Origin of the sequence: Kordia zhangzhouensis, assembly GCF_001005305.1 — a bacterium.
Classification (GTDB): Bacteria; Bacteroidota; Bacteroidia; order Flavobacteriales; family Flavobacteriaceae; genus Kordia; species Kordia zhangzhouensis.
The window spans coordinates 94,400-108,693 of sequence record NZ_LBMH01000007.1 but is presented as its reverse complement, the minus strand read 5'-3'; the positions used below and the strand labels follow the sequence as shown (position 1 = coordinate 108,693).

Here is a 14,294-nt window from a genome sequence, read left to right as displayed (position 1 = left end):
CTTATGATTTAGTTTTCAATTGTTCCTGTAATTCTTTTATTTGCTTTTGTTGTTCAATCACATACAATGTGAGCTCTTCAATTTTCTCTAAGAGTTTTGCATCCATTTTTGCTAAATCAATTCCTTCTTTGGCTACTTCTTCGGCACTTGGCACATTCGGTAAGTGACCATTTTTTTCAATATGCGCTTCGACCTCTTCTAGGGGTAATAATTTATAATCATCTTCAAATACATAATCAGACCAATCACTAGAACTACGCAAAGTGACTTTCACTTTTTCCGTCATGATGCCTTCTGAAACATATAATTTAAAATCGCCATTATAAGTACCTGCTGCGTTCGGATCAAGTCCAATACTTACTTTACCAGTATCTGTCAAAAACATATAGTAATTTCCAAAATTATTGCTGCCAGCAGGTTTCCAGAAATTCAATCCTTTTACCGTTGCATATTCATTATACTCAATTCCCCATTGTCCGAGCGATTCTCCTCCTGTTGCTCCAAATAAAAGAGAAGCATTTTGACCATCAATCAGTGCAAATCCTCTCACGTTCAAGTCTACAGCATTAGGGTTATTGTCTGTAATAACCATTTTTTTATCATTTAATAATGGATCGTTGTAATTGATTCCTACACCAACATTTCCATTGGTTTTTACTACGAATTGACTGAAGAATTCATTTTTGGTTCTTCCTATTTTTCTTAAGTGAAATATAGTATTGATTGTACTTCCAGATTGAAAGGAGAAAGGACTCGTTACACGCAACCCAGATTCCATCGTAGCGAAATCAGGTATATAGATATCTGTTTTTGCTGTTGGTACAGAAGTTCCAATGCCCACATTGCCATTAGATGGAAATGTATTTGATTGAGCAAAAGTAAAATTTGTTAAAAGTAAGTACATTGCTAAAAGTAAGTACGTTTGTGTTTTCATAATAAAAGTTTTGAATTAATTTTGGCTCAAAGAAAACGCGCCAACAGCTATATACAAAGGAACTTACTTGACCTTTTATAAAAGGTCAATTGTGTTTTGCTCTTAAAAATTAAAATTGGAAAGGTCAATAGTGTACACATTACCTCAAAAGGAAACAATGTCTAAACTAATATTTTCAATAATTGGTAAAAGCTGTTAAGAAACTGGAAAGTAGAAGCGAAGCCATATTGAATTCACTATTTTTATGATATAATCAAAAATTTGAGTTTCATATCATAAACAAAGAAATGTAAAATCATTACAGCTTAACAAAAAATCAATTTCAAGCTTGATAGAAAACTTTTATAAAGGAAGAAAGGCTACCTTGTGGCGGAAGATTTGTGGTGAGATTGTTCAACCGAAAGAGATTGTACAGATATAGAATGTAATACAGTTTGGGATTGTGAATTGTAAAAGCAATTGTTAAAAAATGAGGCAAACTTAGGTTGCTTTTTTTATGATTTTAATAATTCAAGTAATTGTTGTGCTGCATGAAACGGAGAAATTGCACTGTTTTCAGTAGCTTCTAAGTATGAGTTTAGTACTTTTTTTACATTTTCATTTGTGTAAAAATTATGTTTTAAACGTTCTTCGATAGTTTGGAGTAACCAAAAACGATTCTGCTGTTTCCGATGATCTTCAAAATATCCATTGGCATGTGTACTTTTTTGAAACTCTTCAACCATTTGCCAAATTGTATCAATTCCTTCTTTCTGAATAGCAGAAGCAGTTACAACTTTTGGTTGCCATTTTGAAGCTTTTTGAGGATACAAATGTAAGGCTCTTTTAAACTCTGTTCGAGCCATTTGAGCACGTTTTATATTGTCTCCATCTGCTTTATTTATAACTATCGCATCTGCCATTTCAATGATTCCTCGTTTGATGCCTTGCAATTCATCTCCAGCTCCTGCTAACTTCAATAATAAGAAGAAATCGACCATGCTATGAACAGCGGTTTCGCTTTGTCCAACACCGACAGTTTCAATAATAATTGTATCAAAACCACAGGCTTCGCATAAAATGATGGTTTCACGAGTTTTTCGAGCTACTCCGCCAAGCGAATCACCAGAAGCAGAAGGACGAATAAACGCGTTCTCGTCTTTAACTAACTCTTCCATGCGTGTTTTATCTCCTAAAATACTTCCACTAGATATAGAACTACTAGGATCTACAGCCAAAACTGCTACTTTTTTACCCAAACTGGTCAAATGCGTTCCAAATGCTTCAATAAAAGTACTTTTACCAGCACCAGGAACTCCCGTTATTCCTATACGGATAGAAGTATTGGCATGTGGCAAACATTTTTCAATAATAGCAGTTGCTTTTGCTAAATGTTCTGTGTTTTTACTTTCAATTAGTGTAATAGCACGACTCAATGCTACTTTGTCGTGAGCCAAAATTCCTGCAACCAACTCATCGACAGAAGGTTGTTTTTTTCGTCTTTTTTTGATAGAATCCAACGAAGACTTATTGATAATCTCTGGAGGATTGATTCCATCTTTTTCGTGTAACGCAGAACTATGTTTGGGTTTTGAACTCAAATGAACGGTATGTTTTATCTTTAAAAACGAAAATACAATATATTTTTCTTTTAAAAACATTCATAGAAAGGAAGAAAAAAAATGAAACGCCCTTAACAAAGTGTCGTCTTTTCAATAGTAGACTAAAATAACACATGAAGCAATCGCATTTAGGAATTTTAAAAAAATGTAAACAAGGAGATCAAAAAGCTCAAATGAAGCTATATGATTTGTATGCTGATGCGATGTATATAATTGCTTGTCGCTACATTTTGAATCGTGAAGATGCTAAAGATGTCATGCAAGAAGCTTTTTTAAAGGCTTTCATGCGATTGGAACAGTATAAAGGAGAAGTGACTTTTGGTGCGTGGTTAAAACGTATTGTGATTAATCAATGTTTGGATGTGTTAAAAAAACGTTCTCTTTTTTATGAAGAAATTGATGATAAAAGTCTAGTAATTATTGACGATGAAGCATCATGGGATATTACAGTAGAGGTATCCAAACAGGAAATAATACAGGCTATTGAATCATTATCCAATCCATATAAATATGTAGTACAGTTGTACTTATTAGAAGGATATGATCATCAGGAAATTTCAGAAATCTTAGAAATTCCTATACAAACCTCACGAACACATCTAATGAGAGGGAAAGAAAAATTGAAAAAAAAATTACAATCTCGTTATAAACATACGGTATTATGAGACGGAATATCAAAAAAATAATAAACGAACAAGATGCACTTTTGGAAATACCCAAACTACCTGAAGGACATCGAGCTGAGTTTTTTGAAAAACTCACAAAGAAAAATACAGTTACTTCTAAAAAAGAAATACATTTTTCATGGAAAAGCATAGCTGCAGCTTGTGTATTTCTTTTTGGAATGAGCGCTTTTATATATACAACGTATTCGAAGAAAACCAAGAACGAATCTCCTTTGTTGGTAGAAATGAAAGCCATAGAGAGTGAATATCTAACACATATTGCTTCCGAATGGAAATCATTTCAATTAACAGCAAATGATGAATATTTAGTATATAAGTACAAAGAGCGCTTACAAAGCTTAGACTTAGCTTATCAAGAATTGAAACAAGAGTTTTTGATACAACAAAATAGCTTGACTGTATTGAATAAAATGATTCAAAACTTGCAATTACGATTAACTCTTTTGCAGGAAATTCAACAACATTTAAAACGTTTACAAGATGAACAACAAAATATGTAATCTAGTGCTGATTTGTTTTTTTAGCACTTTCGGACTCTTTGCTCAATCAAAAAAGACTTATCAAAAATCTTTTAAAGTTAACAAAGACACACAATTAAACTTTGAAACACAAAATGTAGATGTAGTCTTTAAAACATGGGACAAAGATGAAGTAAAACTTGATTTTATCGTAGAATTTGATAACTACTCAGAAAAAGAAATTAAAGAAATCTCAAATGGAATTGTGACTTCTACTCAAATGGAATCTCGACTGAATGACGAACAATATTTACATATTCGAACGGCATCTATAACTTCAATTGGGAGACTTTCGTATCAATTAAAAGAAGACAATTATATTTCGATTACAAACTTAGGAGATGAATCTAAAGAAAAGAATTCGTATAAATCAGTTGCTGAAATTAACAAAGAAATAGCATCCAGAGGTGTAGGAATTAAGGAAATGTCTGGTTATATCATCACAAAGAAAGATAGCATTCCTCTTGCAGATATTGATAAAAGCAAACATACAAGTATTCAACGTATTCGTTCTGCATACAATGTATATATTCCTAACTATATGATGCTGCGAATTACTGCGGCTAATGCGAATGTGGATCTTGAAGGAAAATTTATAAATCCTATAAAAGCTTCTTTAGTAGAAAGCACATTAAAAGCAGATGAATTAATACACGAGAAAAATCAAATCAGTGTAATGAACGGAACTGTAAAAATCAAAAAAATTACGGGAGGCAGTTATGCCTTTAAAAATGTTACGAATGGATTGTTTGGTCAATTGGAAGCAGCTCGAATACAAACGGAATTTTCGAAACTTACAATTGGCGAAATTGTAAAAGATGTTGCTTTTAGAGATTTTAAAAGTAATTTCTTCATCCATAAATTGGGAGAAAATTTCACTTCTATAACTATGGAATGTGAATATTCAGACATCAAATTATATACAAATAAAAACCAAAAGTATTACTTGAAAGCAATTGGACATAATGCTGTGTTAAAAGATGGTGATATCAAAGTAATCATTCAACCCAATCGGAATCATGAAAAAACAAATATGTTTACACGAGGAGAAGATACTACTGAATACCGAAAAAACATGTTCAAGCTCGATATTACTCATGGATTTGTAACACTTTTACACCTTGACTAAAAAAATAAATTAAAGCTCGGTATCGTTTGTATGTAATGTAAATGGGCAATAGAACAAAATATAAATTCAAAAAACGTATCATTTGGTACGTTTTTTTTAATTTATTGTCACATTCAAAAAGTTGCTACGTATTTAATCATGTATAGCAATTAGCAACACCCAAAAAAGCAACTGACGCGTATGTCTCAAACCGAGCTCATCGAACAATGCAAACAAAATAACAGGAAAGCACAGCTGCATCTGTACAGGCAGTATTGTGAAGGAATGTTTATTGTAGCCAATCGATTTTTGAAGCATACGCAAGATGCAGAAGATGCCATGCAAGAAGCGTTTATTAACGCTTTTCAAAAAATCCATCAATATACTGCTGAAGTTAGCTTTGGAGCTTGGTTGAAAAAAATTGTGATTAATAAAAGTCTAGACAAATTACGTGCTAAACAACAGTATTATATGACTATTGAAGAAGCACAATTAGAAGTAGTAGCCGACGAAAACAATTGGCAAACAAGTGATGAGACAACAGTGGAAGACGTTAAAACTGAAATTGAAAATTTACCGGAAAAGTATAGGATTGTATTAATCTTATTTCTCTTAGAAGGATACGATCATCAAGAAATTTCAGAAATATTAAATATTTCTACGACCGCATCACGCACCCAATTGTTACGTGGGAAAAAGAAATTACAACACGCATTAAAAAAGAAAAGTCATGGGACAGGATATTAAAGATTTGTTGAAAAATGACCAATTGCATATTCAAAAAGGCTTACCTGATGAGCACGAAGCACGTTTTTTACAATGGTTAGAGGAGGCATTACCAATAGTCTCACCGAACAAAACAACGAAAAAAGGTTCCTTTTTTAATTTCAAAGTGGCTGCGGCTGTAATTATTTTAGTAACTATTGGAGCTTTGATGTTTCAGCAATTACAAGAAAAAGCACAAGTTACCAATACTACAATCGTAGACACAGAAACGAACAATAAAAAAAGTTCATCTTTGAAAAGTTTGGGAGATATTTCTCCAGATTTAAAAAAGATTGAAGATTATTATGTTGCCAATATTAATTACGAATTAACACAAGTGGAAGTCTCCCAAGCTGGAAAGCAATTGTTTGATAGTTATATGGAAAAACTGTCACAATTGAATGAAGAGCAAAAAGTGTTACAACAAGAGCTAACAGATATTGGTCCTAACGAACAAACTATTAATGCAATGATTGATAATTTACAATTTCGACTCAAATTGCTATACCAATTAAAGGAAAAATTAAACGAATTAAAACAATCAGAAAATGAAGTATAAAAAGCAAACCCAGTATTGTGTATGGTTATTATTATTAGTCATCACATTTGGATATTCACAATCAAAAAAACGAACAAAAAAGGAGGTTTTTACAGTAAATAAAGATATTACCTTAGAGATTAATACATCTCATGCAGATGTGGAATTTGATACATGGAACAAAAATAAAGTAGAGATAGAGGCGACTATTGAGGTGGAAAATGCTACCGAAGAAGAAATAAAAGCTTATTTCAAAAAGTGGAATTTTTCAGCTGTGGGAAATAGTGAAAAAATAACAATTTCTTCTAAAGGAAGTCATGCTTTATTTGGAAATGTAGGACAATTTACGATAGCTGAGCCCATAGTTTTTGAAATTCCTGAACTTGAAAAATTGGTAGAAGTAGAGCAACTTGCAGAGATTCCTGAATTTCCTATACATGTAATGGAATCATTAAATGACATTAAGTTTGATTACGAAGCATATCAAAAAGATGGTGAAGCTTACATGAAAAAATGGCAAAAACAATGGAAAGAAAACTTTGATGAAAAGAAGTTTCAAGAAGGAATGGAAAAGTGGAAAGAAGAATTTGCAAAAACTCAAGAAAAACGAGAAGAATTACTTAAAAAATATCTTGAAAAACAGGAAGATTTGACCAAAATTCAAGAAAAAGTAGAAAAGCAAGCAAAAAAATATCAAAAACAGTTAGAAAAACAACAACGTCTTTTAGTTGAAAGACTAGAAAAAAACAAACATGTACAAGGACAGGTTTTCAACTTAGGCAATGGCGAAAACAATCTATTTTACATTTTTTCAGGGAACAAAAAATATAAGGTTACAAAGAAAATAAAAATAAAAATGCCTAAAAAGGCAAAGTTAAAGTTAAACGTACGTCATGGAGAGGTAACTATGGCGGCTGTAAGCGAAAACCTAAATGCAAAGCTGTCTCACGCAGCTTTGTATGCAAATGTTATAGATGGTGCGCATACGACGATTGAATCGTCGTATGCGCCTATTCATGTTACTACTTGGAATCGTGGCGCATTAAAAGTAAACTTTGTGGAAAATGTAGACTTACAACTTGTAAACGATATTAATTTAATGTCTAACTCCTCAAAAGTAAATGTTGGTACGCTAGGAGAGAAGGGAATTATTAGCGGAACCTTTGGGAATCTACTGATTCACAATATTGGAGAAAATTTTTCTACACTTGATATCATTCTTGAAAATACAGATGCACGTATTCAGTTGCCAAAAACAGCGTTTAAGCTATATTATATCGGTTCAAGCTCTGAAATCTCATATCCAGAAACTGTCAAAGGCATTGAAAACAAAACGCAATTCAATACTATTGTACGGGGATATCAAACAAATAGTCAAACAGACAAAGAAATTAACATCAATGCTAAGTATAGTGATGTAATGCTACAAAGAAAGTCTTAACTCTCAATTAGCAACAATCATTATTCTTTTATTAAAGTCTATGAAATAAGGGAAAATTATTAAGGTAAATAAATTTTATTTTTTATAGCATAAATTACCAAACCTATGCGATTCTTTACATTTAACTTTTCAAATAAAGCATCTCGGTAACCATCTATAGTTTTAGGACTCAAACACATTTTATCAGCGATCTCCTTATACGTCATTTCAGTACAAACCAGTCGCATGAATTCGAGTTCGTTTTCTTTCAATTTTTTACCAGAACCTCCTTTTCCGTTCAGCGATCCAATTAAAATATTTGTAACATGTTTTGAATGATAAAAACCGTTTGTTACTACTTCATTGAGCGCCATTTCAAGCACACTTTTTTCAACATCTTTCATTAAATATCCTTTGGCGCCAGCACGCAACATTTGAATAATAGTACGTTCGTCTTCTTCAATAGAAAGCCCTATCACATCAATATTAGGAAAATGTTCTGTAATATAGGTAGTAGTTTCAATACCATTCATCAATGGCATGTTGATATCCATCAATATGATATCGGGTGTATTTGAGTTTTCGTTCAATCGTGTAATGAGTTCTTCGCCATTCTTACATAAATAGCTCACTTTAAAACGATCAAAAGAATCGACTAAACCGCCAATGGCTTGCGATAATAACACATGATCTTCTACAATAACAACAGAATATGTTTTCAAAATGTGGGTTTTGGTTAGTAATTTATATTTTTTGGTAGTGTTTTTTTGGTCTTTAAAGATAATGAATAATCGTCAGTTTTGTTCCTTTTTCGTGAGCGGATTCAAGTTCAATTTCTGCACCAATTAGTTTTCCTCTACTTTTCATATTTTGTAATCCAATCCCTTTATTGAGCTTCTCTATAGATTCGTCAAACCCTTTTCCATTATCCTTGGCAACAATGGTAAGTTTACTGTTAGCATAAGTAAGAGTAACATCAAGTTTAGACGCTTTTGCATGTTTGATGGTATTTGAAAAAAACTCTTGTAAAATGCGAAACAAAATGATTTCTGCTTTATCATCTATTACTTGTTCTTCTCCTTTTATAACAAGAGTTGCTTCTATAAAATTCAAACGATTAAAACGTGCTACTTCTAGACTCAATGCTTCAGGAAGCATAATATTTTTAAGAGCATCAGGATTAATGAGTTTGGACAATGCACGTAATTCTGTCAAACTTTTTGAAATGGTATCACTTACTTCTGAAACATCTTCACTTGTATTTGACAATTGATGCAATTGTATTTTGGCAAGAGTTAACAATTGTCCAATATTGTCATGTAATTCCCAACTAATATTGCGTAACGTTTGTTCTCTGATCTCTATTTGTGTTTCCGCAATAGCATTTTCAAACTCACGTTGCGCTTGTTGTTTTTCGGTCAAGAGATTATTTTTCCGCTTGATAAATACCAAGAAGAGCACAAAAATTACCACTACTAATAGAATAAAAACAAAAGTAGCTATGATTGCTGGTGCCTCTGGATTTTCTGTCCCCATATAAAACCGATGATAAAACAAAAATTAAAAATAAATAATAAACATCTTGACAAGATTATTAATATGGATGTATTTTCTATAAATATCTCTAAAAAGTATTTTCTAACTATATACCAAGGTATATTTCCAAGATTAAATAGTAAAACTCCAAAACTTATCCAAAATAAAATGTCTTTAGTAATGTCAAAGACTTTTTCAGAGTTTAAAATTTCAATGTAATAGAAAAAAATTACTATCATTAAAAAAGAAGAGCCAATCATAAAAGAATAGGCTAGCAATTCTTGATTAAAATTTTCTAAATACAAAAAATCTATGAAATAGATAATTGAGAATATTAAAGCAAATAGTTTGGTTAGGCTTATATGTCTCTTCTTCTTTAAAAAATTCCAATAAATAAAAAATAAAAAATTGAACTTTATAAAAATATAGATATTGTATATTTCGAATAGTTGAATTCCTTTAATATCAATGTAGAATTTACCTATAGATTCATTTATAACTATATACCAAAGAAATATTAAAAAATATTTCAACTTACTATATCTATATTTATAATAATAAATAGAAGCTACTATAGCAGTCAAGGTTTCAATATAAATAGTAGCTTCATATAAAAAATCGTTCATTTATTAAAAATGTAATTTATCCTCTTGGAGGAGGAGGACTTAAATGCCCTATGTTAAATGACAAACTTGTTCCATCATCTCCATTCTCAGGATTTGATTCTTTTGCAAGCTTCTCTTTAGATGATTGTTTATGTCCTAAACTATTATTAGCCATAAAAGCTCTTTCAGTAGCATTGTATTCGTCAATTAATAACCTTTCAATTACTTTGTATTGTCCCACCAAAGGTTCTGTTGTAGCGTTTGGCACAATATAAAAAGGTAAATTTTTCATATTGCTATGTTTTTCGTCCAACGTTGTTTCTATAGTTGGGTTAAAGAAAACTGTTTGTTGCTGTGGATATTGGTTATGCTGATTGTAAGCACCAAAGTATACACGTACCCCTGAAATTTTCGGATTATTTGGGTTTTTCTCTTCTACAGTAGCTAAATACTGCATGTAATTTTTCATTCTTTCGTATTCAAACCATACAAATTGGGTATCTAAAAAGTTTGAATCCGTTCCACCAATAGCATCATTGATTAATTGGTAGCGTGTGTTTTTATACGTTTCATGTAAATTAATGGCATCGTACACAGAAATGATTCCATCTGGAGTGTTGGTTGGTGGATTGCCATTGCCAGGTGAATCTCCACCATGTAGTTTTTTGCAAATAAAATAGCCAATTACTATTCCGACAAGCAATGCCAAAATGAGTAGTACTGATTTTTCCATAAGATTGTAGTTTTGTTAGTCTTTTATTTAATAGTCTAAAATTAGCCAATCTTTTTAGAAAAAAAATCAGAAATTAAAAATTGGGTGTTTTTCCCTTTTTGCAAAAAGTGTAAAATTGATAGAGTAAAGAAAAAGACTACGATTTTAGGAATAGTAGTTTAGTCAGTAAATAATTCAAGAAAAAAGAAGATAGGTTTGGGGTGTCCTTAATTATTGTTTGGTGGAGGAGATAGATGACCTAAATTAAAAGTTAAACTTTCATTAGTGTCATTATCACTTTCCTTAGCAAAGAAGCCATTTTGTATGAAGTTTTTTAGGAACGTTCCTTTCGTGTTGATGATTGTTTGCTGTTGCGTACTAGCTGTTAAAAATACAGTCTGTGCGTTGGATTTTAATTCTAACCTCTCATCTTCATTATATACACCAAAAAACACATCAATACCTGTAATAGCTAAATTATAGTCCTGATTTCTTTTTTTTAAATAGGCTACGTATTCTTTAATCTCACTCAAAGAATACCAAACAGCTTTAGTGTAATAATCTCTCTTGACTTTTGCCGCAAATGGACCAATATACTGTGTTTGATACTCATTGAACAGTGTAACTGCTTCATTGTAAGATAAGTATCCTTTTGGTGAAAGAATCAAGTTTTCATCGTTGAAGGAAGCATCTTTCTTAGTTAAATTAGGTTCAATATGCTTAAAAGTTAAGAATTGCCCGTTTTCAATGGTGAATGATTCTTGATAATCCAATTCAGCATTTCTCGTAGATGGCATAATGAAATTAGTTCGTTTCCCTTCATTATTTGCCCCAAAAATAAAACTGATTCCAGTAATAGGAATGGTTTTAGAAGTGGCAATAGTCTCTAAATGCTGAATGTATTGTATAAGAGTGTTTAGGTTGTAATGAATAGCTTTGTCTTCAAAAGAGCTTTCTTTCTTTCCTATAACAGAAAGTCTAGTTCTGTGATCGTTTTGGAAAAGTTGTGCAGCATCTGCATTTGAAATAACCTTTTCTGGTACTTCCAACATAGCATTTAATGTTGTTTCCTCGGTTTCATGATTTGCTTCACAACTTAGGAAAAATGTAATACACATCAGTCCTAAAGAAACAAACATGGTAGTTTTTTTCTTCATGGTAATAGTTTTACGTTGATAAATTGTAACGTCGACTTGAAATGTAATTACACAATCAAAAATAAATAAAAAGACCAGTCAGTAAAGGGAAGATGTATACCTGTCGTTTTTTTCTGTATAACTGTCAGCTATCTTAATGAAATGTTAAAAAAGACCGATTAAGTTTTTTAATCGGTCTTTTAAATGTTAGCCTCTTGGAGGAGGAGGAGATAATTGTCCCATGTTGTAAGTTAGACTTCCGTCAGCACTGTCATTTTCCTTAAATATGAATTCATCAGTAGTGATAGATTGTAGTGATTTACCAGTCGTACTCACAATTGTGTGTTGTTGTGTACTAGCAGCCATGAAAACTGTTTGCGCATTTGACTTTAGCTCCAAACTCGGATCATTATTATAGACACCAAAGAAAACATCAACACCTGTAATTGCTAAGTTATGTTGATTGGATTTTTTCTTTAAATAGTTGATATATCCTTTAAACTCATCCAATGAGTACCATACCGCTTTGGTATAATACTCTTTGGTTACTTTCTTTGCAAACGGTTGGATGTACTGCGTTTGATAATTATTAAACATCTCAGTAGCTTGGTTATAAGAAAGATATCCTGTTGTTGAAAGTATCAGGTTTTCGTCATTTTGAGAATTCTGTATTGGTTGTAACAAAGAATCTACATGTTTGAAGGTTTGAAACTGACCATTTTCAATGGTGAATGATTCTTGATAATCCAACTTAGCATTTCGTGTGGAAGGCATTAAAATTGCGGTTCTTTTTCCATCAGTATCTACGCCAAATATAAAATTTGCGCCTGTGATTGGAATGTTTTTAGCAGTTTTAATCGTTTCCAAGCGACTGATATAGTCTTCTAATGTTGAAAGATCAAAGCGAATCACTTTGTCTTCAAAACGTGTATTTGATTTACCAATTTGTGACAAGCGTGTATTTTGATCGTTCTGAAATAAAGTTGCAGCCTGCGTATTTGAGATAATTTTAGCAGGTGTTGCCAGTTCGTTTTCTAATTGTTCTTCAGTGGCTTGGTCTTTGGTTACACAGCTTAGGAAAAATGTAGCACATAAAAGCCCTAAAGAAGCAAATGAAATCATTTTTTTCTTCATAAGTATAAAGTTTTAATTCGTTTATAATAAAATTAAAAGCGCTTTTGTGCGTAATTACTTTATGAAGATACATTTAAAATCTTAAAAAAATACTAATAATGTATAAACGTTGATTTTATTGTATAAGCGTTTATTTTTTGTTGTGATAACGATAAACAACAACGTTTTTTCTCGAATAAAAAAGATGCTTGAAATTTTACTTTGATAACTGGGAGATACTACTTACTTAAAAGTAAGAAATATAAAAAGACTGATAACTTTTGCCATCAGTCTTAGGAATTTATAACTTTATTTGACTTGTCTTAAATCTGAAATTAATGCGCTTCTTTCTTTAATAATTCAGGGAATTTCTTTTGAAAACGCTTTAATCTTGGAATCGAAACATTACGAATGTAAGGATTGTTTGGATTGTTTGCTTCATAATCTTGGTGATACTCTTCTGCGTCATAAAAAGCTGTATACGGTGTTACTTCTGTCGTGATACGTCCATTAAAAACCTGGTCTTTTTGTAATTGGGAAATATACTGATCTATCACTTTTTTTTCGTGACTATTTTTGTAAAAGATAGCTGAACGATACTGTCGTCCGTAATCAGGGCCTTGTCGGTTTAATGTTGTAGGGTCGTGTGAGCCAAAAAAGACTTTCACTAATGTTTCATACGAAACTACTTTAGAATCGTAATATACTTTTACAGCTTCTGCATGATTGGTTTTTCCAGCACTGACCATTTGATAATTGGCTGTTTCTGCTTTTCCGCCTGCGTACCCAGACACTACTTCTTTTACACCTTTTACACTTTCAAAAATTGCTTCAACACACCAAAAACAACCACTTGCAAAATAAGCGGTTTCATAGGTTTCTAATTGTTCGTGTGAGAGTTTTACTTGTTGAACTGTTTTTGAGGCTGTTGTATTTGAGTTACAACTTAAAGTGAAAAATGCGAAGGCAAATAATGTGATATAAATAGACTTCATAGTTTTTTATTTTTTGGTTTAGTCGAAAGTATAGGGAAAACTTACAGTTTTTTAGTTGATAAAGCGGAATGATTTTTTTGATTTCTGCATATAAAAATACAAATTATAAAAGTCTTCCTTTCTTAATGAAACTTTAAAGTATTTGATTCTAGAAATGAACGATTATTGGTATATAAATAACAAAACGATTGCTTTTCATTTGAAAAACAATCGTTTAATTGTGATGAACTAACTGTATTTTTTGATTGATGCTAAAATTTATTCTTTTTCTACTAATTTCTTTGTCACAAAGAAACCTGAGAATAGCGCAATTCCGCCAATAGTAAAAATGGTTCCTGGATAAGCTACTTCTTCAGGTAAACCAACTACTTGATGTAGTATATTACCAATAAAGATTCCTAAGCCAATACCTATCATTAATACAGCAATGTTTAATACAACTACTTTCCATGTTGGAGTTAACGATTTTTTAGAGCTAAAGAAAATGGAAGCTTCCGCACCTTTTTCAATCAATGCTAAGCGCTCTTTGTTTCTGGAAGTGATGTATAAATAATAAATTCCAAAGATTACTCCGAAAATAGCAGGCATAATAATTACTTCTGATCCCATAATAAAAATTTTTAAAGT

Annotated in this window: 15 protein-coding genes; 6 read left to right on the top strand and 9 right to left on the bottom strand. The window is 31.7% G+C overall.

Translation table 11 applies throughout. The features are described 5' to 3' along the window. Position 1: 1 nt before the first annotated feature. Positions 2 to 934 carry a hypothetical protein gene (locus tag AA088_RS17705; protein ID WP_052752887.1) on the bottom strand — a complete coding sequence of 311 codons (933 nt, stop codon included), beginning with the start codon at positions 932 to 934 and terminating at the stop codon, positions 2 to 4. A gap of 494 nt (positions 935 to 1,428) precedes the next feature. Continuing rightward, the gene (meaB, locus tag AA088_RS12340; RefSeq protein ID WP_046745381.1) at positions 1,429 to 2,514 is read right to left on the bottom strand and encodes a methylmalonyl Co-A mutase-associated GTPase MeaB; all 1,086 of its coding nucleotides are present in this window, start codon (positions 2,512 to 2,514) and stop codon (positions 1,429 to 1,431) included. A 134-nt stretch (positions 2,515 to 2,648) separates the two neighbouring features. On the opposite strand from meaB, the gene AA088_RS12335 reads away from it, so the two are divergent. The 6 genes from AA088_RS12335 to AA088_RS12310 all read left to right on the top strand — a co-directional run bounded on the left by AA088_RS12335 (position 2,649) and on the right by AA088_RS12310 (position 7,591). Further along, positions 2,649 to 3,200: an RNA polymerase sigma factor gene (locus tag AA088_RS12335; RefSeq protein ID WP_046745321.1), complete on the top strand. Its 552-nt coding sequence runs from the start codon at positions 2,649 to 2,651 to the stop codon at positions 3,198 to 3,200. Continuing rightward, on the top strand, positions 3,197 to 3,721 hold the full coding sequence (locus tag AA088_RS12330) for a hypothetical protein (protein WP_046745320.1): 525 nt from the start codon (positions 3,197 to 3,199) through the stop codon (positions 3,719 to 3,721). Before AA088_RS12335 ends, AA088_RS12330 begins: the two co-directional genes overlap by 4 nt. Beyond that, positions 3,702 to 4,868 carry a hypothetical protein gene (locus AA088_RS12325; protein ID WP_046745319.1) on the top strand — a complete coding sequence of 389 codons (1,167 nt, stop codon included), beginning with the start codon at positions 3,702 to 3,704 and terminating at the stop codon, positions 4,866 to 4,868. Before AA088_RS12330 ends, AA088_RS12325 begins: the two co-directional genes overlap by 20 nt. Before the next feature lie 180 nt (positions 4,869 to 5,048). Next, positions 5,049 to 5,594: an RNA polymerase sigma factor gene (locus AA088_RS12320; RefSeq protein WP_046745318.1), complete on the top strand. Its 546-nt coding sequence runs from the start codon at positions 5,049 to 5,051 to the stop codon at positions 5,592 to 5,594. Beyond that, the gene (locus AA088_RS12315; RefSeq protein WP_046745317.1) at positions 5,578 to 6,171 is read left to right on the top strand and encodes a hypothetical protein; all 594 of its coding nucleotides are present in this window, start codon (positions 5,578 to 5,580) and stop codon (positions 6,169 to 6,171) included. The genes AA088_RS12320 and AA088_RS12315 overlap by 17 nt, the downstream gene beginning before the upstream one ends. Beyond that, positions 6,161 to 7,591, top strand: coding sequence for a hypothetical protein (locus AA088_RS12310; protein WP_046745316.1), 1,431 nt, complete (start codon positions 6,161 to 6,163; stop codon positions 7,589 to 7,591). Before AA088_RS12315 ends, AA088_RS12310 begins: the two co-directional genes overlap by 11 nt. A 59-nt stretch (positions 7,592 to 7,650) precedes the next feature. Here AA088_RS12310 and AA088_RS12305 read toward each other — a convergent pair whose 3' ends face one another. The 7 genes from AA088_RS12305 to AA088_RS12270 form a co-directional block, all read right to left on the bottom strand. Further along, complete coding sequence (locus AA088_RS12305) at positions 7,651 to 8,292, bottom strand: response regulator transcription factor (protein ID WP_046745315.1); 642 nt, start codon at positions 8,290 to 8,292, stop codon at positions 7,651 to 7,653. Positions 8,293 to 8,344: 52 nt separating this feature from the next. Then, the gene (locus AA088_RS12300; protein ID WP_046745314.1) at positions 8,345 to 9,106 is read right to left on the bottom strand and encodes a sensor histidine kinase; all 762 of its coding nucleotides are present in this window, start codon (positions 9,104 to 9,106) and stop codon (positions 8,345 to 8,347) included. Positions 9,107 to 9,748: 642 nt separating this feature from the next. After that, the gene (locus tag AA088_RS12290) at positions 9,749 to 10,444 is read right to left on the bottom strand and encodes a hypothetical protein (protein WP_046745312.1); all 696 of its coding nucleotides are present in this window, start codon (positions 10,442 to 10,444) and stop codon (positions 9,749 to 9,751) included. Positions 10,445 to 10,650: 206 nt separating this feature from the next. After that, positions 10,651 to 11,580: a hypothetical protein gene (locus tag AA088_RS12285; RefSeq protein WP_046745311.1), complete on the bottom strand. Its 930-nt coding sequence runs from the start codon at positions 11,578 to 11,580 to the stop codon at positions 10,651 to 10,653. Between the two features lie 186 nt (positions 11,581 to 11,766). Continuing rightward, the gene (locus AA088_RS12280; RefSeq protein ID WP_046745310.1) at positions 11,767 to 12,693 is read right to left on the bottom strand and encodes a hypothetical protein; all 927 of its coding nucleotides are present in this window, start codon (positions 12,691 to 12,693) and stop codon (positions 11,767 to 11,769) included. 314 nt (positions 12,694 to 13,007) lie between these two features. Then, complete coding sequence (gene msrA / locus AA088_RS12275; RefSeq protein ID WP_046745309.1) at positions 13,008 to 13,667, bottom strand: peptide-methionine (S)-S-oxide reductase MsrA; 660 nt, start codon at positions 13,665 to 13,667, stop codon at positions 13,008 to 13,010. Positions 13,668 to 13,925: 258 nt separating this feature from the next. Continuing rightward, complete coding sequence (locus tag AA088_RS12270; RefSeq protein WP_046745308.1) at positions 13,926 to 14,276, bottom strand: DUF6249 domain-containing protein; 351 nt, start codon at positions 14,274 to 14,276, stop codon at positions 13,926 to 13,928. Positions 14,277 to 14,294 lie beyond the last annotated feature (18 nt).